Below are 24,956 nucleotides of genomic sequence, written 5' to 3'. Positions count from 1 at the left end.
GGGTTCTTATTTTTTTTAGAAAGGTGGGAAATCATGGGCTGGATTATTCGCGTTTTATATCGATTTTTACTAGGAATTTTGCGCCTGTTTTGGCGTCTTTTATGGACTTTTATCCTCTTGATTCTCATCGTTTTTGGTGTTCTCTGGTATGTGTCAGGGGATTTACCTGCTACTTTAAATCAAGTTAGCAAAGTGGTTCGAGTCGGCCAAGCAGGTTGGGATCAATGGCAAGAAACTGGCAAGTTGCAAGGTTTGTCTCAGACAGATCATCATCAAGATTCAGGAGCAAAATGGTCAAAGGCGCAAGCAACTATCTATATTGATCCTCAAATGGATGCCACTTTCCAAAAGGCCTACCTTGAAGCTATTGCTAACTGGAACCAGACAGGGGCTTTTAACTTTGAGCTTGTAACAGAAGCGGATCAGGCCAATATTTTCGCTACCGAAATGAATGATGGTTCGACAGCTGTAGCAGGTGAGGCGGAGAGTCAGACAAATCTCCTAACCAAACAATTCACTTCTGTAACCGTTCGCTTGAATCATTATTATCTATCCAATCCAAACTATGGCTATACCTATGATCGCATCATACATACAGCAGAGCATGAACTCGGTCATGCGATTGGTTTGGAACACACCAATCAAGTTTCGGTTATGCAACCAGCAGGCTCTTATTATGGAATCCAAGCTCAAGATGTAAAAGAAGTTCAGGAACTATATGAGTCTGGAGAATAATTAATTTTCTAAGGAAACAGGAGCTCTCTGATTTAAGCAATACAGGGGGCTTTTTGCTATAATGGAACTATGAATAACTTGATCAAATCAAAACTGGAGCTCTTGCCGACTAGCCCTGGTTGTTACATTCACAAAGATAAAAACGGCACTATCATTTATGTAGGAAAGGCTAAAAATCTGCGCAATCGGGTGCGGTCCTACTTCCGTGGGAGCCATGATACCAAGACAGAAGCCCTGGTGTCTGAGATTGTGGATTTTGAGTTCATTGTCACGGAGTCTAATATTGAGGCCCTTCTTTTAGAGATTAATCTCATCAAGGAAAACAAGCCTAAGTACAATATTATGCTCAAGGACGACAAGTCCTATCCCTTTATCAAAATCACCAATGAGCGTTATCCTCGACTAATTATCACTCGTCAGGTCAAGAAGGATGGGGGATTATACTTTGGTCCCTATCCGGATGTGGGGGCAGCCAATGAAATCAAACGGCTATTGGATCGGATTTTCCCTTTTCGCAAGTGTACCAATCCTCCTTCCAAAGTTTGTTTTTATTACCATATCGGCCAGTGTATGGCTCATACGGTTTGTCGAAAGGATGAAGCCTATTTTAAAGCTATGTCCCAAGAAGTCTCTGATTTTCTCAAGGGACAAGACGATAAAATCATTGATGACCTCAAGAATAAAATGGCTTTGGCGGCTCAAAGTATGGAGTTTGAGCGTGCGGCGGAATATCGTGATCTAATCCAGGCCATCGGCACTCTGCGGACTAAGCAACGAGTCATGGCTAAAGACCTCCAAAACCGGGATGTCTTTGGTTACTACGTGGATAAGGGTTGGATGTGTGTTCAAGTTTTCTTTGTCCGTCAAGGTAAACTGATTGAACGTGACGTCAATCTCTTCCCTTACTACAATGATCCAGACGAGGATTTCCTGACCTATGTAGGGCAGTTTTACCAGGAGAAATCTCACCTGATACCCAATGAGATCCTGATCTCTCAAGATATTGACGAAGAAGCTATCAAGGCTTTGGTGGATACAAAGGTTCTCAAGCCCCAACGAGGGGAGAAGAAGCAACTGGTTAATCTGGCTATCAAAAACGCTCGTGTTAGTTTAGAGCAGAAGTTTAATCTATTAGAGAAATCAGTTGAAAAGACTCAAGGAGCTATTGAAAATCTTGGGCGACTTCTACAAATTCCAACCCCAGTCCGTATCGAGTCTTTTGACAACTCTAATATTATGGGGACTAGTCCAGTCTCTGCCATGGTTGTTTTTGTTAACGGAAAACCGAGCAAGAAGGATTACCGCAAGTATAAAATCAAGACTGTGGTCGGACCAGATGACTATGCAAGTATGCGAGAGGTTATTCGTAGACGTTATGGACGGGTCCAGCGTGACGGTTTGACACCGCCAGATCTAATCGTCATCGATGGTGGTCAGGGACAGGTCAATATCGCTAAACAGGTCATTCAAGAAGAGTTAGGGTTAGATATTCCGATCGCAGGTCTGCAAAAGAACGACAAGCACCAAACTCATGAATTGCTCTTTGGAGACCCACTTGAGGTGGTAGAGTTGTCTCGCAATTCTCAAGAATTTTTCCTCTTGCAACGCATTCAGGATGAAGTTCACCGTTTTGCTATTACCTTCCACCGTCAACTCCGTTCTAAAAATTCCTTCTCCTCTCAATTGGATGGGATTGAAGGCTTAGGTCCTAAACGCAAGCAGAATTTGATGAAATATTTCAAATCTCTGGCAAAAATCAAAGAAGCCAGTGTGGATGAAATTGTGGAAGTTGGGATACCAAGAGCTGTTGCAGAGGCAGTTCATAGACAGTTAAATCCAGAAGTAGACTCAGCGCTAGCTCAAGTAGCTGAGAAACCTCTTGAATACAAGGAATAAAGTAGCAGTGGAATGTTTTGGCTTTAGTGGGTGCAAGCTAGTCGGATTTGTGGTAAAATAGATAAGATATGACAAAAGAATTTCATCATGTAACGGTCATGCTCCATGAGACCATTGATATGCTAGATGTAAAACCTGATGGTATTTACGTTGATGCGACCTTGGGAGGAGCAGGACACAGCGAGTATTTATTAAGTAAGCTAAGTGAGAAAGGGCATCTCTATGCCTTTGACCAAGATCAGAATGCCATTGATAATGCGCAAAAACGTTTGGCTCCTTACATTGAAAAGGGGATGGTCACCTTCATCAAGGATAATTTCTGTCATTTGAAGGATCGCTTAAATGGCTTAGGTGTGACTGAAATTGATGGAATTTGTTATGATTTAGGTGTGTCAAGCCCGCAGTTGGATCAGCGTGAACGTGGTTTTTCCTATAAGAAGGATGCACCACTGGATATGCGCATGAATCAGGAAGCTAGTTTGACCGCTTATGAAGTCGTTAATCACTACGACTACCATGATTTGGTAAGAATCTTTTTCAAATATGGAGAAGACAAGTTTTCCAAACAGATTGCTCGAAAAATTGAACAGGCGCGTGAACAGAAACCGATTGAGACCACGACGGAATTAGCTGAAATTATCAAATCTGCCAAACCAGCAAAGGAACTCAAGAAAAAAGGTCACCCAGCCAAACAAATTTTCCAAGCTATCCGTATAGAGGTCAATGATGAACTGGGGGCTGCGGATGAATCAATCCAGCAGGCGATTGAACTTCTAGCTCTCAACGGAAGAATATCAGTCATCACATTTCATTCGCTGGAAGATCGCTTGACTAAGCAGTTATTTAAGGAAGCTTCTACAGTTGAAGTTCCTAAAGGACTACCTTTCATCCCAGACGATCTCAAGCCCAAAATGGAATTGGTATCTCGGAAGCCGATTTTACCAAGCAAGGAAGAATTGGAAGCCAATAATCGTTCCCACTCAGCCAAGCTTCGAGTGGCAAGAAAAATTCACAAGTAAGAGGAAATAATGGCAGAAAACAGAGGAACAACGAGCCAATTACTACAAGCTCGTATAAAAAAATTTTCACGTGTTGAAAAGGCCTTTTACCTTTCAATTGCCATCACGGCTCTCGTCTTAGCAATTAGTGTAGTCTATATGCAGACTCAACTTTTGCAGGTTCAGAGTGATTTGACAACAGTCAATTCACAAATTGAGGAAAAAAAGACAGAGTTGGATGATGCTAAACAAGAAGTTAATGAATTGATCCGATCAGAACGTTTGACCGGGATTGCAAATTCTCAAGACTTGCAATTAAATAATGAAAATATCCGATCGGCGGAGTAGTAAATGAAAAACTGGAAAGAAAGAATCATACGCTTTGCCATTAAAAATCGCAAATCTCCAGCAGAAAACCGCAGACTAGTGGGAAAGAATTTGAGCCTTCTGGCCGTCTGTCTCTTTGCTGTTTTTTTGGTTAACTTTGCAGTAATTATTGGTACAGGCTCAAAATTTGGTGTTGACCTAGTTAAGGAAGCAAGCAGGGTCCACCAAACAACTCGAACAGTTCCTGCAAAACGAGGAACTATCTATGACCGCAATGGTACACCAATCGCAGAAGATGCAACATCCTACAACATTTATGCGATTATCGATAAGGAATATAAATCTGCAAATGGGAAAATTCTCTATGTAGAAGAGTCTCAGTATAGCAAAGTTGCAGAAATCTTCCATAAATATCTAGATATGGATGAGTCCTACGTCAAGGAACAACTTTCTCAACCTAATCTTAAGCAAGTTTCCTTCGGTGTAAAGGGAAATGGTATTACCTATGCCAATATGATGTCCATTAAAAAGGATTTGGAAACAGCTAAGGTTGAGGGAGTTGATTTTACAACTAGCCCAAATCGAAGCTATCCTAATGGGAAATTTGCTTCATCTTTCATCGGACTAGCGCAGTTGCATGAAAATGAAGATGGTTCAAAGAGTCTCATTGGGACGTCTGGTGTCGAGAGTTCCTTGAATAGCTTGTTAGCGGGAACAGATGGTATCATTACCTATGAAAAAGACCGTTTAGGGAATATTGTTCCAGGTACGGAACAAGTTACCCGACAGACTGTAAACGGGAAAGACGTCTACACGACCCTATCTAGTCCGTTACAATCTTTCATGGAAAGTCAAATGGATGCCTTCCAAGAAAAAGTTAAGGGAAAATATATGACTGCGACCTTGGTTAGTGCCAAGACGGGAGAGATTCTCGCTACAACTCAAAGACCAACCTTCGATGCTGATACCAAAGAAGGGATTACAGAGGACTTTGTCTGGCGTGATATCCTTTACCAAAGTAACTATGAACCAGGTTCAACCATGAAGGTGATAACTTTAGCTTCGGCAATCGACAATAATACCTTCCCTGGAGGAGAATACTTCAACAGTAGCGAATTGAAGGTGGCTGATGCTACTATCAAGGACTGGGACGTCAACGAAGGTTTGACAAGCGGTGGAATGATGACCTTCTCGCAAGGTTTTGCTCACTCTAGTAACATCGGTATGACTCTCCTTGAGCAAAAGATGGGGGACACTACTTGGCTAGATTACCTCAATCGTTTCAAATTTGGAGTGCCGACTCGTTTTGGTATGAGTGATGAATATGCTGGACAATTGCCTGAAGATAATATCGTTAATATTGCCATGAGTTCCTTTGGTCAAGGTATTTCTGTTACGCAAACGCAGATGCTTCGTGCCTTTACTGCAATAGCTAATGATGGGATTATGTTGGAGCCTAAGTTTATCAGTGCTCTCTATGATCCCAATGATCAAACGGTTCGTAAATCACAAAAAGAAGTCGTGGGAAATCCGGTTTCTAAAGAAGCAGCTAACTTGACTCGAGATCACATGGTTATGGTTGGTACGGATCCTACCTATGGTACGATGTACAACCACAATACAGGTAAGGGAACAGTCAATGTTCCTGGCTATAATGTAGCTTTGAAATCAGGAACTGCTCAGATTGCAGACGAGAAAAATGGAGGTTACCTCCAAGGAGAAACAAACTATATCTTCTCTGTAGTTTCTATGCATCCAGCAGAAAATCCCGATTTCATCCTCTATGTAACAGTTCAACAACCTCAGCATTATTCTGGGATTCAGTTGGGTGAATTCGCTAACCCTATCTTGGAGCGTGCTTCTGCGATGAAAGAATCTCTCAATCTTCAATCAACTGCTAAAAGTCTAGATCAGGTTACAACTACGACTAACTATGCTATGCCTTCTACAAAAGACTATAGCCCTGGAGATTTGGCAGAAGAACTACGACGTAACCTTGTTCAACCAATCGTTATCGGTTCAGGAACGAAAATCAAAGAAAGTTCAGCGGCGGAAGGAACCAATCTAGACGCAAATGAGCAGATTTTACTCCTTTCTGATAAGGTGGAAGAAATGCCTGATTTGTACGGATGGTCCAAGAAAAATGTCGAAACTTTTGCAAAATGGCTGAATATTGAAGTTGAATTTGAAGGTACAGGAGAAACTGTAAAAAAACAAAGTGTTCGTACCAATACAGCTTTAAAGAATATACAGAAAATAAAAATAACTTTAGGAGATTAGAATGCTAGTTTCTATCTTTCCTGGAATCCTTACTTTTGTTCTTACAGTGGTAGGAATTCCAGCTTTTATCCGTTTTTATCGTAAAGCACAGATTACTGGTCAACAGACGCATGAGGATGTTAAACAACACCAGGCAAAAGCTGGGACGCCAACAATGGGAGGAATTGTCTTTCTCATAACAAGTGTTTTAGTTAGTTTAGTTCTTGCACTTTTGACTAATCAACTAACCAACAATGTCGGAATGATCCTCTTTATCCTTGTCTTGTATGGTTTGGTTGGCTTCTTAGATGATTTCCTCAAGGTTTTCCGTAAAATCAACGAAGGACTTAATCCAAAACAAAAACTCTTGCTTCAGTTAGTAGGAGGGGTTATCTTCTATTTCTTTTATGAAAGAGGAGGAGATGTCTTAAATGTATTTGGTTATCCATTGCACTTAGGTGTTCTTTACATTTTCTTTGCCCTCTTCTGGTTAGTTGGTTTTTCAAATGCTGTTAACTTGACTGACGGAATCGATGGCTTGGCAAGTATCTCAGTGGTGATTAGTCTGTCTGCCTATGGAGTCATTGCTTATGTACAAAACCAGTTGGATATCCTCCTAGTGATTCTTGCCATGATTGGTGGTCTCCTTGGTTTCTTTGTCTTTAACCATAAGCCTGCTAAAGTTTTCATGGGAGATGTTGGAAGTCTTGCTCTTGGAGGAATGTTGGCCGCTATTTCTATGGCGCTACACCAAGAATGGACGTTACTCCTGATTGGTATAGTGTATGTTTTTGAAACAACATCTGTCATGATGCAAGTTGCCTACTTTAAGTTGACTGGAGGAAAACGTATCTTCCGGATGACACCAGTTCATCACCATTTTGAGTTGGGTGGCTTTTCTGGTAAAGGCCAAGCCTGGAGTGAGTGGAAGGTCGATTTCTTCTTCTGGGGAGTTGGCTTGCTTGCTAGTCTCGTGGCCTTGGCTTTCATGTATTTATTCTAAAATAGAATATCGAATTGAAAAAGAGAAGGGTTTATTCCCTTCTCTTTTTAGTTCTTATTTTCTTCATTTGACGAATCCTTTTCTCAAAAAAAGTAAAATTATGATAAAATGGAAAAAAAGAAAGATGAAATGATGAGTTATTTTAAAAAGTATAAATTTGATAAAAGCAAGTTCAAGTTGGGGATGCGCACCTTTAAAACAGGAATCGCTGTTTTTTTGGTCCTCATGATTTTTGGTTTTTTTGGATGGAAGGGACTTCAGATTGGAGCTCTTACAGCCGTTTTTAGTTTGAGAGAAGACTTTGATAAGAGTGTCCACTTTGGGACATCGCGTATTTTAGGGAATAGTATCGGTGGTTTTTATGCGCTGATTTTCTTTCTCTTGAACAACTTTTTCCATGGAGCCTTTTGGGTGACTCTCCTTGTTGTTCCGATTTGTACCATGTTAACCATTATGACAAATGTCGCCATGAACAATAAGTCAGGAGTCATCGGAGGAGTTGCAGCCATGCTGATTATTACCCTATCAATTCCGAGTGGAGAGACTATTTTGTACGTTTTTGCTCGAGTTTTTGAGACTTTTATGGGTGTTTTTGTAGCAATTCTAGTAAATTATGATATTGATCGTTTGCGGAGTTTCATACAGAAAAAATAAAATAATGTCACAAGATATAACATTAACAATTGACGATTGATTTTTTTTAGACTATAATAGACAGAAAGAAGAGGAAGTGCACATGAAGGAAAAAGAATTTCGTCGCAATATGGCAGTTTTTCCCATTGGTAGTGTTATGAAGCTGACCGATCTTTCGGCGCGTCAAATTCGTTATTATGAAGATCAGGAGTTGATAAAACCTGATCGCAACGAAGGTAATCGTCGGATGTATTCTTTAAATGATATGGATCGGTTGCTTGAGATTAAGGATTATATCTCTGAAGGTCTGAACATTGCTGCCATCAAGAAAAAATATGCTGAACGTGAGGCGAAAGCTAAAAAACCAGTCAGTCAAACTGAGGTACGTCGGGCCCTTCGGAATGAGGTTCTTCAACAAAGTCGCTTTGCTTCTCAACAATCACCTTTTGGTCGCGGTTAGGCAACCGCTAGTCGTCATATATAAGGAGAAAAACCATGCCAATCACAGCTGCAGATATTCGTCGTGAAGTTAAGGATAAAAATGTAACCTTTATCCGTCTTATGTTTTCAGATATTTTGGGAACAATGAAAAACGTCGAAATTCCTGCTACAGATGAACAACTAGACAAGGTCTTGTCAAACAAGGCTATGTTTGATGGATCTTCTATCGAAGGGTTTGTTCGTATCAATGAATCAGATATGTACTTGTACCCTGACCTGGACACATGGACTGTCTTCCCTTGGGGAGATGAGAACGGTAGTGTAGCAGGATTGATCTGTGATGTCTATACAACAGAAGGAGAGCCATTTGCTGGAGATCCTCGAAGCAACCTTAAACGAGCTCTTCATCACATGGAAAAAGTAGGATTCAAATCTTTCAACCTTGGTCCAGAACCAGAATTCTTCCTATTTAAGCTTGATGAAAATGGAGACCCAACTCTCGAGGTGAATGACAAGGGTGGTTACTTTGATTTGGCGCCTACAGACCTTGCCGATAACACTCGTCGTGAGATTGTGAATGTCTTGACCAAGATGGGATTTGAAGTAGAGGCCAGTCACCACGAAGTTGCCGTAGGTCAACATGAGATTGACTTTAAATACGATGAAGTTCTTCGTGCTTGTGATAAGATTCAAATCTTTAAACTTGTTGTAAAAACAATTGCGCGTAAACATGGCTTGTATGCAACCTTTATGGCTAAGCCAAAATTTGGGATTGCTGGTTCCGGTATGCACTGCAATATGTCCTTGTTCGATGCGGAAGGAAACAATGCCTTCTTTGATCCAAATGATCCAAAAGGAATGCAGTTGTCAGAAACAGCTTATCACTTCCTTGGCGGTTTGATCAAGCACGCCTACAACTACACAGCGATCATGAACCCAACTGTTAACTCATACAAACGTTTGGTTCCAGGATATGAAGCGCCTGTTTACATCGCTTGGGCTGGTCGTAACCGTTCTCCGTTGGTGCGCGTTCCTGCTACTCGTGGAATGGGAACTCGTTTGGAGTTGCGCTCAGTAGACCCAATGGCAAACCCATATATTGCTATGGCTGTCCTTTTGGAAGTTGGTTTGCACGGTATTGAAAACAAAATCGAAGCACCAGCTCCAATCGAAGAAAATATCTATATTATGACTGCAGAAGAGCGTAAAGAAGCTGGCATTACTGACCTTCCATCAACTCTTCACAACGCTTTGAAGGCCATGACAGAAGACGAAGTCGTTAAAGCAGCTCTAGGTGAACACATCTACACTAGCTTCCTTGAAGCCAAACGAATTGAGTGGGCAAGCTATGCAACCTTCGTTTCACAATGGGAAATTGATAACTACTTAGATCTATACTAATAGAGAAGAAAGATTGTCTGAGGGTAAGCAGTCATACAGCAGTCTAAGCAATCGAATACTTATAACCCCTAAATTAGCGATTTCGGTCGCTATTTATTTTTCGAAAATCCTCTTGATTCTTTTGCAAATTAGATCTATCATCAAACGTGTAGAAGAAAATCAAGGAGTCACTATAGAAAAATTCAATTTTGAAAACAATATCGGGAAAGAAAACAAACTGCCTCAAATCGAAATCTACAAGCTTACTAACTTTTGCAAGCTTCAAAATTACACATCTGTAAATATTTTTTTGAAAGATATATTTGAACCTATAGTGAATTGAGACTAGAATAGTACACTGTACCTGCTAAAACATTTCTAGAAATTAATTTAACTTTCCTAATCGATTTGTTCACATCTTATTTCAATCTACTATATTATCCTAATAAATGATGATGGCGATCGTTTTGTTTATGCTTGTCGATTTTTGAATCTTGAACGACCACAAGAATATTTCTGCCGAGGTTGCCAAACGAAAAAATCTGAAAATATTGAATTTTAGGACGAACAACTATAGGCAGAAAAAGTGGAGGTTTTGAATATTCGTTTGGAAGTAAAAAATTAAACTATCTACAATCTCATCAGCAATAAACCTATTTTAACTCCATTATCTATAGGCGTATTTTTACGCCTTTTTATATATTTGAAGCACATAAGAAACATTATGAGAAGTTCGCTGATGGAAGTGTTCAAGAAATTGATGTTCCTTATGATATTCCTGAGAATTGGGAGTGGGTGAGGGTTGGTAATATTTGTACTACAAATATTGGGCTGACTTTTAAACCGAGTGAAGTTCAAGAAACAGGAATACCTATCTATAAGGCTAATAATATTAAAAACGGGAAAATTAGCACACTAGATTTAGCCTTTGTATCTGAAAAAACAATAATAAAGGAAAATGAGTGGCTAAACAAAAATGATATTTTAATGGCTGTTAGAAGTGGTAGTAAGCAGCTTGTCGGAAAGACAGCTATTGTCGGAAATTTAAAGACGAAAACGAGTTTTGGTGCATTTATGTCAGTAATTCGTCCTATATCCGTTTCCTCTACTTTTATGAACTATTTTTTTCAATCAAGTCATTTCAGAAGTCAGCTTGACGATGCAAACACAACTACAATTTTTCAAGTTACTCAAAAAATGTTAAAGGAAACTCTCCTCCCCCTTCCATCCCTCGCCGAACAAAAACGGATTGTTGCTCAAATTGAACGATCCTTGAAAAAGGTTGAAATTTACGCTGAAAGCTACAATCAACTACAAAAGTTAGATAAAGAATTTCCAGATAAACTAAAAAAATCTATTCTTCAATATGCTATGCAAGGAAAATTAGTTGAACAAGACCCAAATGATGAATCAGTCGAAGTTTTACTTGAAAAAATACGAGCAGAAAAACAAAAACTCTTTGAAGAAGGCAAGATTAAAAAGAAAGATTTGGAGATTTCAATTGTTTCCCAAGGAGATGATAACTCTTATTATGAGCAGTTACCGAGAAACTGGATGCTTTCAACTCTAGATAGTGTCTCCAATCTCTATACTGGAAATAGTATTAACGCTACTGAAAAGAAAAAATATTTTTCTGGAGTAGATGGGATTAATTATATTGCAACCAAGGATGTCAATTTTGATAACACTATTAATTATGATAATGGTATTAAAATTCCCGATAACTATTTGTCAAAATTCAAAATTAGCTACTTCAATTCTGTATTGCTGTGCTTAGAAGGTGGCAGTGCTGGACGCAAAATAGGATTGTTGAAACAAGATGTCTGCTTTGGTAATAAGTTGTGTAATTTATCATTTTACTACGGAGAAAATAAATTTCTTTATTATTTTCTTCAAAGTCCACAATTTTTAAGTGATTTCCAAGAAAATAAATCTGGAATAATTGGAGGTGTTAGTAAAAATAACTTGGGGAACATATTGATTCCTGTATTACCTAGGAATGAACAAATGCGTATTACCCAGGAAATTGACTTACTTTTTCAAAAAGTTTCTCAACTTTCTGAGTAATAAGTTCCTGTTCCTCAAAAGGGGCTAACGGAATTGATAGCTCGCTCAGTGCAGTTTTAGGAATATTATATAAAGCTTGACCTGATAGTTTAGTTATTGCTTTCAATTGTTTATAGAATAACGGAGAGGACAAGTTAAATAATAGAAATTTTGAAAGAATCTCTGAACTTTCGAAGGGTGTTAATTGGAAAACAAATCCACCAGCCACAACACCATCATAGTCTTTATCAATTCTTGCAAACTTTCCAATATGTTCTAAAGAGGTTGATACAGGTGTTAATAGCTGATTATGTTTTAAATAAACCTGCTCAGAGGAGATGAATTGTGTATCAATGTAGTAATCATTATCCAAAAGAGAAAATTCTAAAGGCTTAATATTACCACCACGTATAATTCTAACACCTTTATTATTAATGCTTAAATCGCCCTTCTTGTAAGAAAGACCTGTATTTATTGAAAAAATATCTTTTATTTTTATAACAACCCAATTCATAGGTATATTCCCATAATAAGAGCCATAATCACAAAAATAACAGGTAGTCAGTTTGACTACCTGTTATTTTTTACCAATTAACAATTTTATCTACAATATTTTGTTGTTCAGTAGCTGTTTTCCTTAGATAAATTCGAGTAGTTTCTATACTTTCGTGTCCCATCAAATCTGCGAGCAAGGCAATATCGTTATACTTCGCTAAAAAATTCTTAGCAAATAAATGCCTAAAAGAATGAGGGTAAATTACTTTAGGATTCATTTTGTATTTATCAGCATAATTTTTTAACTGTTGAGCAACTCCTCTTGCTGTAATTGGTTCGTTAAATTTATTCAAAAATAAATATCCACTTCGGCGATTTTCTGATTCTAACCAACTAAGACAACTATTTCTTAATTTTTTAGGAATGTACAGTCTACGAATTTTACCACCTTTTGAGTAAATGTCAAAATAACCGATTTCTACATGCTCTACTTTTAGTTTAATAAGTTCACTTACACGAGCCCCAGTTGCACCTAAAAACCAAACGACAAAATGCCATTTTAAAATACCATCTTTTTTCAAACTACGTTTAAGAAAAAGGTAATCAGCATGGCTAATGACATCTTCTAAAAACGGTTTTTGCTGTACTTTAACAAATTTTAATTTCAAATCATCATGACCAATAAAGGCCAGATATTTATTTACTCCTTGTAGTCGCAAATTGACAGTTTTAGGTTTAAAATTGTCTAATAAATATCCCTTGTATTCAAATAAATCTTCCATTTTGAGTTCGTAATTCTCCAAGAAAAATCGAACACCATAAAGGTATGATCGCACAGTATTTTCAGCTAAACCAGCTTTCTTCAAATGTAATTCAAAATCTTTCAACGCAAAACTCCTATCTTATGTTTGATAGAAATTCCACCGCACGTAAAACTATTATACTAAATTAGTGCGTCAATAATGGCGAAAGATTTTTCGATTTTATCAACTATTCTGGATTGTTCAGGAAGGGGTGGGAGAGGGATAAGAATAGAAGCAACTTTATCACTATTCAAGTTTTTCACAACAGCTCCACTAATTAGAGATAAAAATTGAGAATAAACTACATTTGATGAAAGAATATAGAATAGGTAATCTCTATTTAATGAGTTTTCATAGTTCGAAATAGCCAACCATCCATCGTGTATTGCACCATCAACATTCAAAATATAAGGTCTACCAAAACTCATAGAATTAGTTAACAAAAATGTACCTTTTTTTACAAATCTAGTTTTGTTAAGCCCTGATTTTTTGATTTTTTCTTTAACATTATTTATATACTTTTCACCCTTTTCAGTATCACCTATTTTTATCCAATTTATTCCATCTACTTCGGAAGTAAGATAATCTTTGATTGGTCGTGGAGAACCACCTCTAACAATTTCAACCAATGTAGAAAACCTCACCCACTCCCAACTTTTTGGTATTTCATAAGGAACTTCCTCATAATAAGAGTTATCATCTCCTTGGGAAACAATTGAAATCTCCAAATCTTTCTTTTTAATCTTGCCTTCTTCAAAGAGTTTTTGTTTTTCTGCTCGTATTTTTTCAAGTAAAACTTCGACTGATTCATCATTTGGGTCTTGTTCAACTAATTTTCCTTGCATAGCATATTGAAGAATAGATTTTTTTAGTTTATCTGGAAATTCTTTATCTAGCTGTTCTAGTCTATTATAACTTTCAGCATATTCATCTACTTTTTCTAAAGCTGATTCGATTACTTCTACTATTCGTTGTTGTTCGGCTAGCGGAGGGATAGCAATTAACAATAGATTAAAATTATAATCATTGATTGCAGGATAACTTGTTCCAGTAGATTTATTATTAACACGATTGATAAAATTATCTGATAATAAATAATATTTCAAATATGTTTCGTTAAGTAAAGTATCCAAAACAATAAATGCTGTACTAGCTATCAAATACTCTTTAAGTTCTCTAACTACAGCAATATTTTTTAGATATGGTCTAACTGTTGAAAATAAGACACTATTCTGCGAAACTAATTTTCTAGCACGGGAAGGCGCTTGTTCAGGTGAAAGATATTGTAGATTTTTATAGTTGATTATATTCTTTTTTCTATCAATACTAGACGTATCTATATACCTAAAGAATTTCTCTGGCTTATTTTGCCCAAAATTCCAATAAATTGATTTTATCCTCACCCACTTCCAATTCTCAGGAATATCATAAGGAACATCAATTTCTTGAGTGCTTCCATCAGCAAACTTCTCATAATGTTTCCCATCATCACCACGAAATATCTCGGTTTCCTTTTTATCTCGTTTGATTTTTCCTTCACTGATAAGTTTTTCTTTTTCAGCTTTAATTCTCTTTAACAATTCACTTGCAGGTTCGTCATTGGGATTTTGCGGCACTAATTTCCCTTCCATCGCTCTTTGGAGAATGCTTGCTTTAAGTTGTTCTGGTGTCATTATTTGTCCTCCAACAACTGCAAAATATCAGCTAATACATTATCAATCTTATGATTTAAAGTTGCTCTTTCCGCTTGATAATTCTGAATCAACTCAAAGGGATTTAAGATTTCCTCTTCCTCTTTTGGAAAACCACACTGATCTAAATTATAATTCAACTCAGCCAATTCACTAGGTGTAAATGATTTAGATTTGTAGAACTTACCTTCCAGAATCTCTTCACGATTTTCCCACCAGTCACGAACAGGATTGAAGTGTTCTGACTTCATCGGCTTAGTTTTCGAGAAATTTTTATAACCATCTGGCATATCTAAACGATAAAACCAAGTTTCTTCTGTTTTCTTTGTTTTATCAAAGAAAAGAATGTTCGTATGGATTCCTGTATACGGTGCAAAGACACTATGAGGCAACCTAATAATCGTATGCAAGTTGAACTCATCTACCAGTTTTTGTTTCAAGCGAGTTTTTACACCTTCACCAAATAGAAAACCATCAGGTAAAATAACTCCAACACGACCATTTTCTTTCAAACGATACATAATGACAGCCATAAATAAATCAGCCGTTTCAGAACTCCGTAATTCTGCTGGAAAGTTATTTTTTATTGTTTCTAATTCTGACCCTCCAAAAGGTGGATTCATCATAATAATGTCAAATTTTTCATCATCCGTATATTCACGAACATTTTTCTCCAAAGTATTTCCATGAACAATTTTAGGGTCATCAATTTCGTGAAGAAACAGATTTGTAACTGCTAAAAGATGAGGAAATGCTTTCTTTTCAATACCAAAAACAGCTGTATTATATTTTTTGGTATCTTCACTAGTTTTACGTTGACTACTTAAACGGTTCAGAGTCGAAGTCAAGAAGCCTCCTGTTCCGCAAGCAAGGTCTGCCATTGATTCTCCAAGTTTTGGGTCAAGAACTTCGGCGATAAAATCAGTCGCTGCACGTGGCGTATAAAATTCTCCTGAGTTCCCAGCATTTTGAATATCTTTAAGAATTTTTTCGTAAATATCATTAAACGAATGACGATCTTCAGGGCTATTGAAATCAACTTCATCAATAACATTGATGACTTGGCGTAACAAGACGCCATTTTTCATATAGTTGTTCGCATCTTCAAAAGCTGATTTAACAATCGTTTTTCGAATAGGCATATTTGAAGTTATTTCAAGCTCTTTCAACTCTTTGAATAACTTGTTATTGACAAAATCAAGTAATTCATCGCCTGTCAATACCCGTTCCCCATTTTGAGCATGAGCCCAATTCCGCCATTTTAATTCCTCTGGGATAATTGACTCATACTCGTCTTCTTCTAATTCCCAAACCATTTCACGGCTATCATAAATTTTTAAGAATAATAACCAAGACATTTGCTCAATACGTTGAGCATCACCATTAACACCAGCATCGTTTCGAGTGATATCTTGAATTCTTTTTACAAATGATGTAATTGACATACTTTCCTTTCATTAAGCTACTGTAAATAGCTCTTTCTCCAATTCTTTAATTGCTTGTAAATATCGTTTTTTATCTCCAAAATAAGTATTGATGATTTTGAAGGTTCCACCATATATCTGAAATTCTGGAAGTTTTAATGTTTCAATGCTTTCGAGTTCTCCAATACCTTTATCCATGTATTTGTCCAGTAAAATTTCCAAAACAGCACGCGCTTCCTCACTATATTTATATAAATATCCGCTTTGTTTGAGTTTATTGATACGTTCCGTTTTGGTTAATTCTTTTTGACCATAGGCAAGTTTTAGGAGTAAATCAAAATCATCGATTTCTTGTTCTGATATTCCCTCCGACTCTCGAATAGCATCTAGATAAACTCCTTTTTTATAAAGTTCGTCTAAGATAAGCTTCTTTTTATCCGCCGTATGCCAAACTGTGATAAAATCGTTCAAAGTGGCGTAGCTACCTAAGATATTCTTCCGAGTGTAGTCGGTCAGGCTTTCGGTAATCAGTTTCCCGTTTTCGTCCAATACTTGAACAGTAGAATTAAGAATGGTAACCTGCTTATCTGTAACGATATATTTTTCTACTGGGTCACCACCTTCGTTTACAAAACCAGGTGTAGTACCATTGTTTGTTTTTGCGCCCGTTTCCAGAACCTTCACTGGTTCACCATCAAAATCAGGGTCAGCAAACAAATTGGTAACATTTCGAAAATCAATAATCGTAAAAAATTCTTTCCCCTTTTGAGGATAAAGACGTGTGCCACGACCAATAATTTGTTTAAATTCAGTCATGGATTGGATATTAGAGTCTAAAACAATCAAACGACATGTTTTGGCATTAACTCCTGTCGTTAATAATTTAGACGTTGTTACAATAGCGGGAAAATTAGAATTGACATCCATAAAGTTATCCAGTTGAGCTTTTCCTTCAGCGTTGTCACCAGTTACTTGCATGACATAACGATAGTCTTCTTGGACTAAGTCTAGATTCTCTTTTACAAGTGCAGCACGCATTCGTTCGGCATGGTCAATATCAACACAAAAAACAATTGTTTTATCAAATCGTGCATTGTTTTGCTTCATATAATCAGAAACAAACTTGGCAACTCTTTGTGTTCTATCATCAATGACAATGGTTTTGTCAAAATCTTTCCTGCCGTAGTACCTATCTTCTATTAATTGTCCGTTAGAATCAACTTTTCCAGTTTCTGGGCGATAACCATCCACATCCACATCTAAATTAACCCTCATAACACGATATGGAGCCAAAAAACCATCCTCGATTCCCTGTTTTAAACTATAAGTATAGATTGGCTCACCAAAGTATTCTGTATTGGAAGCATTCTTGGTTTCTTTAGGAGTAGCGGTCATCCCAATCTGTGTAGCAGAACTGAAATAATCAATCACCTTACGCCAGTTACTGTCTTCCTTAGCTGAACCACGGTGCGCTTCATCAATTATGATTAAATCAAAGAAGTCTTTGTCAAACTTTTGATAATGTGTTTCAGTTCCATCTTCACCAGTTAGTTGCTGATAAAGCCCTAGATAAATTTCAAAAGAATTTAATTTTTCAGGAGCAGTCAAAAGCTTTGGTGTAATTTTCGTCATTACCTTTTCGAATGGCTTAAAGTCTTCAGCCATCGTTTGGTCCACTAAGATGTTTCTATCCGCTAAGAATAAAACTCGTTTAGCCAAACCAGCTTTTCGAAGGCGATGAATAATTTGAAAAGCCATGAACGTTTTTCCTGTTCCTGTTGCCATCACAAACATTACTCGTTTTTGCCCTCTGGCAACTGTTTCAATAGTACGGTTGATAGCTATTTGCTGATAATAGCGTGGCGTTTTCATTGAGAAGGCGTCTGTATAGTATGGAGTTGAGATAGCTTCTGTAATTTCGTACGTCAATCCTTTTTCCTTCGTCATACGAGAAAATAATTCTTCACGAGTAGGGAATTCGTCTAACTCCAGCTCACGTTCTTCTCTCGTGATACGGTCGTGTTCAATAAAGCCATCACCATTCGAAGAATAAACAAAGGGAACATCTAAAATCTCTCCATATTCAATAGCTTGTTGTAATCCTGCTCGAACGCTGTGTTTATTATCCTTTGCCTCAACAATTGCAATTCGAGTTCCAAATTGATAATACAGTGAATAGTCTGATTTTTTTCCTTCTTTGCGACGAGCCTTATCTCCTCTAACCTCAATTCGACCATCAGTGAAGTACTCTTCGTAAGCGATATGCTCACCATTTTTCCATCCTTTGGATACAATAGCAGGAGTGATGAAATTTGCTTTAATATCCTCCTCACTCATTTCTTTCTTAGACTTTATAAACTCAACCATATTGAACCTCCGCATTCTAAAAATCTACTTCTCCATAAAATAAACTATCAGAACAAATTATAATTCTATTATATCATACTTATAAAAATACTCTGCTAAATTGTTGAAAATAAGTATACAATATACTTTAGCATCCCGTCAGATTATCTCCGCATAACACCGCTATTTTTCGCTGTTTTCGGCAGGCGACTTATTATAATTCTACAAGCACTTTCAGTCGAGCTGGTGAGCTATTTTTCAAAAATAAATAATCACATTTAAACATTTTGAAAGTATAAAATATCTACATCAGCAGTTCAAAAATTAGCGTAAATTTCACCATAATATTTTTGTTTAAATAAAGATTATTTTATGTCAAGCGCATTTTAATAATGCGGATGCTTCCTATTTTGCTTCTCGTTTCAGTGCTACTGCCGGTTTTTTCAAAGTTACTCAGTGGAGGATGTTCTTTCAGTTGGGGAATGTTTTTGATTGTTAGCATAGACTGTACTTTATTGATCGTTTTTGCGATTCAGATTTCTTATATTTTTTGGAGATTGTTTCAAAAGTGGAAAGAATTATCTGATAAATAAAATCAAGCATGTTTTCTAGTTTGGAGGTTAGACAATGAATAGCAAAGTACAATTTCGAATGTTTACCATTTTTGATTTGGATAAGGTAGAAGATTATTTGCATGAGATGCATTTGAAAGGTTGGAAATTTAAATCGAATCGTTTTGGTTTTTTCTATTTTGAACAATGCCGACCAGATTATGTGATTTACCGTGTGTGGAATACTAGCTACCTTAGAAAAAATGAGGTGGATTTACAAAGTATTAAGGATAGAGGATGGGAATTTGTGGAAAATTGTTCTTATTCTGTTTTTCGAAAAGCAACTTGTGATGTAGATTTAAATGATCGATTTTTCATGGATAATCGTCTTAGATGGGATGGTGTGAAAACAGCTACAGTTTCTATCTCTGGCGGTCTAGTTGTTTGTATGAGCCTGTTTCGCGAAAGTCTCTCTCAGTCTTTCTTCATTATTTTTGCCCTATATGCTCTCATGATTACTTATCTAATCTATAGTTTTTACAGACTTAAACGAAAATATCTGCTTGATTGACAATAGTTTCTAGGTCTTTAGACCGATTTTTAGCACTCTTGATAAAAGAGTGCTAATTTTTTTAGTTTTTGTCTTGACATTCTCTTTTAAGGGTGTATAATAGAATTATAAGTTAGCACTCGGATGCACAGAGTGCTAAAAAATCTGACAGAGAGGAGTGACAAGATGGTTACAGAACGTCAGCAGAATATTTTAAATCTGATTGTTGACATCTTTACCAAAACGCACGAACCTGTTGGATCTAAGGCCTTGCAAGAGTCTATCAACTCTAGTAGTGCTACCATTCGAAATGATATGGCAGCTCTAGAAAAGCAAGGTTTGCTTGAAAAAGCCCATACCTCTAGTGGTCGGATGCCGAGCGTAGCTGGTTTTCAGTACTACGTCAAACACTCGCTAGCCTTTGATCGCTTAGCAGAAAATCAAGTATATGAGATAGTCAAGGCCTTTGATCAAGAGTTCTTCAAACTTGAGGATATCCTTCAAGAGGCAACGAAAATCTTGTCAGACTTGAGTGGCTGTACAGTTGTAGCACTGGATGTAGAGCCAAGTAGGCAGAAGCTAACGGCTTTTGATATGGTTGTTCTCGGACAACATACCGCTTTAGCTGTATTTACCCTAGATGAGTCACGAACAGTTACAAGTCAGTTTTTAATTCCAAGAAATTTTTTACAGGAAGATTTAAACAGACTTAAGACCATGATTCAGGAACGTTTCTTAGGGCAAACAGTTCTGGATATTCACTACAAGATTCGGACAGAGATCCCGCAGATTATCCAACGTTACTTTACAACGACGGACAACGTTATGGATCTCGTCGAACATATCTTCAAAGAAATGTTCAATGAAAATATCGTGGTTTCTGGGAAAGTCAATCTTTTGAATTTTGCTAATTTAGCGGCCTATCAATTTTTTGATCAGCCACAAAAAGTAGCTTTGGAAATTCGAGAGAATCTGATTGGCGACCAGATGCAAAGTGTCCGAGTTGCGGATAGCCAAGAATCTTGTCTTGCTGACTTAGCAGTGATTAGCAGTAAGTTCCTGATTCCCTATCGTGGATTTGGAATTCTTGCGATTATAGGTCCGGTAAATCTGGATTATCAACAATTGGTCAATCAACTCAATGTTGTCAATCGAGTTCTAACCATGAAGTTGACGGATTTTTACCGCTATCTCAGCAGTAATCACTATGAAGTGAATTGAGATTGAAATCATTAAAGGAGGCGAAAATGGCCCAAGATATAAAAAATGAAGAAGTAAAAGAAGAGGAAGTTGTTGAATCAGTAGAAGAAACAACTCCTGAGAAGTCTGAATTGGACTTGGCAAATGAACGTGCCGAAGAGTTTGAAAACAAATACCTTCGTGCTCATGCAGAAATGCAAAACATTCAGCGACGTGCCAACGAAGAACGCCAACTCTTGCAACGCTATCGCAGTCAAGATTTGGCGAAAGCAATCTTGCCATCATTGGACAACCTCGAACGTGCCCTTGCTGTTGAAGGCTTGACAGATGATGTGAAGAAGGGTTTGGAAATGGTCCAAGAAAGTTTGGTACATGCTCTGAAAGAAGAAGGAATCGAGGAAATCGCAGCGGACGGGGAATTTGACCATAACTACCACATGGCCATCCAAACCTTGCCTGCTGATGACGAACATCCAGCAGACACCATCGCACAAGTCTTCCAAAAAGGCTACAAACTCCATGACCGTATCTTAAGACCGGCTATGGTAGTCGTGTATAACTAGGCTAGAGAACTTAAAAACCTTGTCCGAAACGACACTAAACTATGAAAGAAAGATAAGAAACGGTTCGGCTTTACCAATAGTGAGCGTAGCGAACCAAAGGCGATACTCTTCGCCGTGGCGGTATTTTCGCAAACTTTGAGACCTGAGGCTCAAAGTTTAGTCAAAGAGATTGACGAAGTCAAGCTCTGACGGCGTCGCCACTTAAGAAGAGTATCAAAAAGAAAAAAGAATATAAAATTTAAGGAGAAAAACACATGTCTAAAATTATCGGTATTGACTTAGGTACAACAAACTCAGCAGTTGCAGTTCTTGAAGGAACTGAAAGCAAAATTATCGCAAACCCAGAAGGAAATCGTACAACTCCATCTGTAGTGTCATTCAAAAACGGTGAAATCATCGTTGGTGACGCTGCAAAACGTCAAGCAGTAACAAATCCAGATACAGTTATCTCTATCAAATCTAAGATGGGTACTTCTGAAAAAGTTTCTGCTAACGGTAAAGAATACACTCCACAAGAAATCTCAGCTATGATTCTTCAATACTTGAAAGGTTACGCTGAAGAATACCTTGGTGAAAAAGTAACTAAAGCAGTTATCACAGTTCCAGCTTACTTCAACGATGCTCAACGTCAAGCAACAAAAGACGCTGGTAAAATTGCTGGTCTTGAAGTAGAACGTATCGTCAACGAACCAACTGCAGCAGCCCTTGCTTACGGTTTGGATAAGACTGACAAAGAAGAAAAAATCTTAGTATTCGACCTTGGTGGTGGTACATTTGACGTATCTATCCTTGAATTAGGTGATGGTGTCTTCGATGTATTGGCAACTGCAGGGGATAACAAACTCGGTGGTGACGACTTTGACCAAAAAATCATCGACCACTTGGTAGCAGAATTCAAGAAAGAAAACGGCATTGACTTGTCAACAGACAAGATGGCTCTTCAACGTTTGAAAGATGCAGCAGAAAAAGCGAAGAAAGACCTTTCTGGTGTGACTTCAACTCAAATCAGCTTGCCATTTATCACTGCTGGTGAGGCTGGACCTCTTCACTTGGAAATGACCTTGACTCGTGCTAAATTCGATGATTTGACTCGTGATCTCGTAGAACGTACAAAAGTTCCAGTTCGTCAAGCCCTTTCAGATGCAGGTTTGAGCTTGTCAGATATTGACGAAGTCATCCTTGTTGGTGGTTCAACTCGTATCCCTGCCGTAGTTGAAGCTGTTAAAGCTGAAACTGGTAAAGAACCAAACAAATCAGTAAACCCTGATGAAGTTGTTGCTATGGGTGCTGCGATCCAAGGTGGTGTGATCACTGGTGATGTGAAAGACGTTGTCCTTCTTGACGTAACACCATTGTCACTTGGTATTGAAACAATGGGTGGAGTCTTTACAAAACTTATCGATCGCAACACTACTATTCCAACATCTAAATCACAAGTCTTCTCAACTGCAGCAGACAACCAACCAGCTGTTGATATCCATGTTCTTCAAGGTGAGCGCCCAATGGCAGCAGATAACAAGACTCTAGGACGCTTCCAATTGACAGATATCCCAGCTGCACCTCGTGGTATCCCACAAATCGAAGTAACATTCGACATCGACAAGAACGGTATCGTATCTGTTAAGGCCAAAGATCTTGGAACTCAAAAAGAACAAACAATTGTTATCCAATCAAACTCAGGTTTGACAGACGAAGAAATCGATCGCATGATGAAAGATGCAGAAGCAAACGCTGAAGCAGATAAGAAACGTAAAGAAGAAGTAGACCTTCGTAACGAAGTAGACCAAGCTATCTTTGCGACTGAAAAGACAATCAAAGAAACTGAAGGCAAAGGCTTCGATGCAGAACGTGATGCTGCACAAGCTGCCCTTGATGATCTTAAGAAAGCTCAAGAAGACAACAACTTGGATGAAATGAAAGCAAAACTTGAAGCATTGAACGAAAAAGCTCAAGGACTTGCGGTTAAACTCTACGAACAAGCCGCAGCAGCACAACAAGCTCAAGCAGGAGCAGAAGGTGCCCAAGCAACAGGAAACGCAGGCGGCGATGACGTCGTAGACGGAGAGTTTACTGAAAAGTAACTCGTTAAGAATGACTGATCACTAAAGTGATTGTCATTCTACGGCAATCGCTATGGCGACTTGCCTAAACGCCTTGCTAGTTCAAAAACAAAGTATAATCGACTTTGTTTTTTGAACGTCGTAAAGATAGGAAGAAATCCAGAGGTTGCAACCCAGCCTCTGTTTTTCGGTAAAATGGGACGATACTAATATTTTAGTTCGTTTCGCAATACTAGAAAGAAAGGAACAAAGGTGTTCGCAACTGAACACGGGTTCCAAAGTTTCTAATTCAATATAAAAGAAAGGAACTGAACCCGACCTAAATTCTCGGAAAAAATATAAATCTGTCTAGGAGCATCGCTCCTGCGTTAGATTTCCTATTTTTCAGTCGAATTTTACGGTCTTGGTATCTTAAATGAACAATACTGAATTTTATGACCGTTTGGGCGTTTCAAAGAATGCATCTCAAGATGAGATCAAGAAAGCCTATCGGAAATTATCTAAAAAATATCACCCAGATATCAACAAAGAACCTGGTGCTGAGGAAAAGTACAAGGAAGTTCAAGAAGCTTATGAGACCTTAAGTGATGAACAGAAACGTGCTGCCTATGACCAATTCGGTGCTGCTGGTGCCAATGGTGGTTTTGGTGGTGCAGGCGGTTTCGGTGGCTTCGATGGTGCAGGTGGTTTTGGCGGTTTTGAAGATATCTTCTCAAGTTTTTTCGGCGGAGGCGGTTCTTCTCGCAATCCAAACGCTCCTCGTCAAGGTGATGACCTCCAGTATCGCGTCAATTTGACTTTTGAAGAAGCCATCTTTGGTACTGAAAAAGAAGTCAAATACAATCGTGAATCAAGCTGTCGTACTTGTAACGGATCAGGTGCTAAGCCGGGTACAAGTCCAGTTACTTGTGGACGCTGTCACGGTTCTGGTGTTATCAATGTCGATACCCAAACACCACTTGGTATGATGCGCCGTCAAGTAACCTGTGATGTCTGTCATGGTCGCGGGAAAGAAATCAAAGATCCATGTACAACTTGTCATGGAACAGGTCATGAAAAACAAGCCCACAGTGTCCATGTAAAAATTCCAGCAGGTGTCGAAACAGGTCAACAAATCCGTTTAGCGGGTCAAGGGGAGGCAGGCTTTAACGGTGGTCCTTATGGAGACTTGTATGTGGTGGTTTCTGTAGAACCGAGCGATAAATTTGAGCGTGAAGGAACAACTATTTTCTACAAGTTAAACATCAATATCGTCCAAGCAACTCTCGGTGATACTGTCGATATCCCAACTGTTCACGGTGATGTTGAATTGGTGATTCCAGAAGGGACTCAAACCGGTAAAAGATTCCGTTTGCGTGGTAAGGGTGCACCGAGTCTTCGTGGCGGTGCTGTCGGGGACCAATACGTGACTGTTAATGTCGTGACTCCAACAGGCTTGAACGAACGTCAAAAAGCAGCCTTGAAAGAATTCGCAGCTGCAGGTGATTTGAAAGTTAATCCAAAGAAAAAAGGCTTCTTTGACCATATTAAGGATGCCTTTGAAGGAGAATAAAAC

At 38.2% G+C, this 24,956-nt stretch carries 22 protein-coding genes; 16 read left to right on the top strand and 6 right to left on the bottom strand.

From position 1 onward, the window contains the following. The first annotated feature begins 33 nt into the window (after positions 1-33). The 9 genes from ACESNQ_RS03430 (at position 34) to glnA (ending at position 9,693) form a co-directional block, all read left to right on the top strand. Positions 34-735, top strand: coding sequence for a M57 family metalloprotease (locus tag ACESNQ_RS03430; protein ID WP_373075028.1), 702 nt, complete (start codon positions 34-36; stop codon positions 733-735). Positions 736-804: 69 nt separating this feature from the next. After that, positions 805-2,631 carry an excinuclease ABC subunit UvrC gene (uvrC, locus tag ACESNQ_RS03425; RefSeq protein WP_373075026.1) on the top strand — a complete coding sequence of 609 codons (1,827 nt, stop codon included), beginning with the start codon at positions 805-807 and terminating at the stop codon, positions 2,629-2,631. 68 nt (positions 2,632-2,699) lie between these two features. Further along, positions 2,700-3,650, top strand: coding sequence for a 16S rRNA (cytosine(1402)-N(4))-methyltransferase RsmH (gene rsmH / locus ACESNQ_RS03420; protein ID WP_373075024.1), 951 nt, complete (start codon positions 2,700-2,702; stop codon positions 3,648-3,650). Positions 3,651-3,659: 9 nt separating this feature from the next. After that, on the top strand, positions 3,660-3,977 hold the full coding sequence (gene ftsL, locus ACESNQ_RS03415) for a cell division protein FtsL (RefSeq protein ID WP_373075022.1): 318 nt from the start codon (positions 3,660-3,662) through the stop codon (positions 3,975-3,977). 3 nt (positions 3,978-3,980) lie between these two features. After that, the gene (gene pbp2x / locus ACESNQ_RS03410) at positions 3,981-6,236 is read left to right on the top strand and encodes a penicillin-binding protein PBP2X (protein WP_373075020.1); all 2,256 of its coding nucleotides are present in this window, start codon (positions 3,981-3,983) and stop codon (positions 6,234-6,236) included. 1 nt (position 6,237) lies between these two features. Beyond that, positions 6,238-7,218, top strand: coding sequence for a phospho-N-acetylmuramoyl-pentapeptide-transferase (gene mraY / locus ACESNQ_RS03405; protein ID WP_373075018.1), 981 nt, complete (start codon positions 6,238-6,240; stop codon positions 7,216-7,218). A gap of 132 nt (positions 7,219-7,350) precedes the next feature. Next, on the top strand, positions 7,351-7,872 hold the full coding sequence (locus ACESNQ_RS03400; RefSeq protein ID WP_373075174.1) for an FUSC family protein: 522 nt from the start codon (positions 7,351-7,353) through the stop codon (positions 7,870-7,872). 82 nt (positions 7,873-7,954) lie between these two features. Beyond that, positions 7,955-8,311 (top strand): transcriptional repressor GlnR, encoded by a 357-nt coding sequence (gene glnR / locus ACESNQ_RS03395; RefSeq protein ID WP_000659542.1) that lies wholly within the window; start codon positions 7,955-7,957, stop codon positions 8,309-8,311. A gap of 35 nt (positions 8,312-8,346) precedes the next feature. Next, positions 8,347-9,693, top strand: a complete 1,347-nt coding sequence (glnA, locus tag ACESNQ_RS03390) for a type I glutamate--ammonia ligase (protein ID WP_373075016.1) — start codon at positions 8,347-8,349, stop codon at positions 9,691-9,693. A gap of 73 nt (positions 9,694-9,766) precedes the next feature. Here glnA and ACESNQ_RS03385 read toward each other — a convergent pair whose 3' ends face one another. After that, positions 9,767-9,919 (bottom strand): glutamine synthetase, encoded by a 153-nt coding sequence (locus ACESNQ_RS03385; protein WP_254724614.1) that lies wholly within the window; start codon positions 9,917-9,919, stop codon positions 9,767-9,769. Here ACESNQ_RS03385 and ACESNQ_RS03380 point away from each other — a divergent pair. Together ACESNQ_RS03380 and ACESNQ_RS03375 are read left to right on the top strand one after the other, a co-directional pair. Beyond that, positions 9,866-10,015 carry a cell envelope gene (locus ACESNQ_RS03380; RefSeq protein WP_080555153.1) on the top strand — a complete coding sequence of 50 codons (150 nt, stop codon included), beginning with the start codon at positions 9,866-9,868 and terminating at the stop codon, positions 10,013-10,015. The genes ACESNQ_RS03385 and ACESNQ_RS03380 overlap by 54 nt on opposite strands. Before the next feature lie 452 nt (positions 10,016-10,467). Further along, a complete protein-coding gene (locus ACESNQ_RS03375; protein WP_444465315.1) occupies positions 10,468-11,739 on the top strand; it encodes a restriction endonuclease subunit S in 1,272 nt (423 codons plus the stop codon). On the opposite strand, the gene ACESNQ_RS03370 is transcribed toward ACESNQ_RS03375, so the two are convergent. The 5 genes from ACESNQ_RS03370 to hsdR all read right to left on the bottom strand — a co-directional run bounded on the left by ACESNQ_RS03370 (position 11,687) and on the right by hsdR (position 18,498). After that, complete coding sequence (locus ACESNQ_RS03370) at positions 11,687-12,232, bottom strand: restriction endonuclease subunit S (RefSeq protein ID WP_373075015.1); 546 nt, start codon at positions 12,230-12,232, stop codon at positions 11,687-11,689. The genes ACESNQ_RS03375 and ACESNQ_RS03370 overlap by 53 nt on opposite strands. A gap of 70 nt (positions 12,233-12,302) precedes the next feature. Beyond that, a complete protein-coding gene (gene psrA, locus ACESNQ_RS03365; RefSeq protein WP_000651177.1) occupies positions 12,303-13,100 on the bottom strand; it encodes a tyrosine-type DNA invertase PsrA in 798 nt (265 codons plus the stop codon). Positions 13,101-13,156: 56 nt separating this feature from the next. Continuing rightward, positions 13,157-14,419 (bottom strand): restriction endonuclease subunit S, encoded by a 1,263-nt coding sequence (locus tag ACESNQ_RS03360; protein ID WP_444465316.1) that lies wholly within the window; start codon positions 14,417-14,419, stop codon positions 13,157-13,159. A gap of 269 nt (positions 14,420-14,688) precedes the next feature. After that, positions 14,689-16,152, bottom strand: coding sequence for a class I SAM-dependent DNA methyltransferase (locus ACESNQ_RS03355; RefSeq protein WP_000029046.1), 1,464 nt, complete (start codon positions 16,150-16,152; stop codon positions 14,689-14,691). A gap of 12 nt (positions 16,153-16,164) precedes the next feature. Continuing rightward, positions 16,165-18,498: an EcoAI/FtnUII family type I restriction enzme subunit R gene (gene hsdR / locus ACESNQ_RS03350; protein ID WP_373075004.1), complete on the bottom strand. Its 2,334-nt coding sequence runs from the start codon at positions 18,496-18,498 to the stop codon at positions 16,165-16,167. Between the two features lie 606 nt (positions 18,499-19,104). On the opposite strand from hsdR, the gene ACESNQ_RS03345 reads away from it, so the two are divergent. The 5 genes from ACESNQ_RS03345 (at position 19,105) to dnaJ (ending at position 24,953) form a co-directional block, all read left to right on the top strand. Next, positions 19,105-19,599, top strand: a complete 495-nt coding sequence (locus ACESNQ_RS03345; protein ID WP_373075002.1) for a DUF2812 domain-containing protein — start codon at positions 19,105-19,107, stop codon at positions 19,597-19,599. Positions 19,600-19,764: 165 nt separating this feature from the next. Continuing rightward, the gene (gene hrcA, locus ACESNQ_RS03340) at positions 19,765-20,799 is read left to right on the top strand and encodes a heat-inducible transcriptional repressor HrcA (protein ID WP_373075000.1); all 1,035 of its coding nucleotides are present in this window, start codon (positions 19,765-19,767) and stop codon (positions 20,797-20,799) included. 26 nt (positions 20,800-20,825) lie between these two features. Beyond that, positions 20,826-21,341 carry a nucleotide exchange factor GrpE gene (grpE, locus tag ACESNQ_RS03335; protein WP_373074998.1) on the top strand — a complete coding sequence of 172 codons (516 nt, stop codon included), beginning with the start codon at positions 20,826-20,828 and terminating at the stop codon, positions 21,339-21,341. A 254-nt stretch (positions 21,342-21,595) separates the two neighbouring features. Continuing rightward, complete coding sequence (dnaK, locus tag ACESNQ_RS03330) at positions 21,596-23,422, top strand: molecular chaperone DnaK (protein ID WP_373074996.1); 1,827 nt, start codon at positions 21,596-21,598, stop codon at positions 23,420-23,422. A 394-nt stretch (positions 23,423-23,816) separates the two neighbouring features. Beyond that, positions 23,817-24,953, top strand: coding sequence for a molecular chaperone DnaJ (gene dnaJ, locus ACESNQ_RS03325; RefSeq protein ID WP_373074994.1), 1,137 nt, complete (start codon positions 23,817-23,819; stop codon positions 24,951-24,953). Positions 24,954-24,956: the final 3 nt, after the last annotated feature.

Source organism: Streptococcus infantis (assembly GCF_964243025.1).
Taxonomy (GTDB): Bacteria; Bacillota; Bacilli; order Lactobacillales; family Streptococcaceae; genus Streptococcus; species Streptococcus infantis_N.
Note: the sequence above shows the minus strand (reverse complement) of the source record. Positions and strands in the feature narration are given on the sequence as shown.

Coding starts and splice junctions, on each gene's coding strand:
- pbp2x (WP_373075020.1), top strand. CDS start 3,981: ATGAAAAACTGGAAAGAAAGAATCATACGCTTTGCCATTAAAAATCGC.
- hrcA (WP_373075000.1), top strand. CDS start 19,765: ATGGTTACAGAACGTCAGCAGAATATTTTAAATCTGATTGTTGACATC.
- ACESNQ_RS03430 (WP_373075028.1), top strand. CDS start 34: ATGGGCTGGATTATTCGCGTTTTATATCGATTTTTACTAGGAATTTTG.
- ftsL (WP_373075022.1), top strand. CDS start 3,660: ATGGCAGAAAACAGAGGAACAACGAGCCAATTACTACAAGCTCGTATA.
- dnaJ (WP_373074994.1), top strand. CDS start 23,817: ATGAACAATACTGAATTTTATGACCGTTTGGGCGTTTCAAAGAATGCA.
- hsdR (WP_373075004.1), bottom strand. CDS start 18,498: ATGGTTGAGTTTATAAAGTCTAAGAAAGAAATGAGTGAGGAGGATATT.
- mraY (WP_373075018.1), top strand. CDS start 6,238: ATGCTAGTTTCTATCTTTCCTGGAATCCTTACTTTTGTTCTTACAGTG.
- rsmH (WP_373075024.1), top strand. CDS start 2,700: ATGACAAAAGAATTTCATCATGTAACGGTCATGCTCCATGAGACCATT.
- ACESNQ_RS03400 (WP_373075174.1), top strand. CDS start 7,351: ATGAGTTATTTTAAAAAGTATAAATTTGATAAAAGCAAGTTCAAGTTG.
- dnaK (WP_373074996.1), top strand. CDS start 21,596: ATGTCTAAAATTATCGGTATTGACTTAGGTACAACAAACTCAGCAGTT.
- ACESNQ_RS03355 (WP_000029046.1), bottom strand. CDS start 16,152: ATGTCAATTACATCATTTGTAAAAAGAATTCAAGATATCACTCGAAAC.
- glnA (WP_373075016.1), top strand. CDS start 8,347: ATGCCAATCACAGCTGCAGATATTCGTCGTGAAGTTAAGGATAAAAAT.
- ACESNQ_RS03370 (WP_373075015.1), bottom strand. CDS start 12,232: ATGAATTGGGTTGTTATAAAAATAAAAGATATTTTTTCAATAAATACA.
- uvrC (WP_373075026.1), top strand. CDS start 805: ATGAATAACTTGATCAAATCAAAACTGGAGCTCTTGCCGACTAGCCCT.
- glnR (WP_000659542.1), top strand. CDS start 7,955: ATGAAGGAAAAAGAATTTCGTCGCAATATGGCAGTTTTTCCCATTGGT.
- grpE (WP_373074998.1), top strand. CDS start 20,826: ATGGCCCAAGATATAAAAAATGAAGAAGTAAAAGAAGAGGAAGTTGTT.
- ACESNQ_RS03345 (WP_373075002.1), top strand. CDS start 19,105: ATGAATAGCAAAGTACAATTTCGAATGTTTACCATTTTTGATTTGGAT.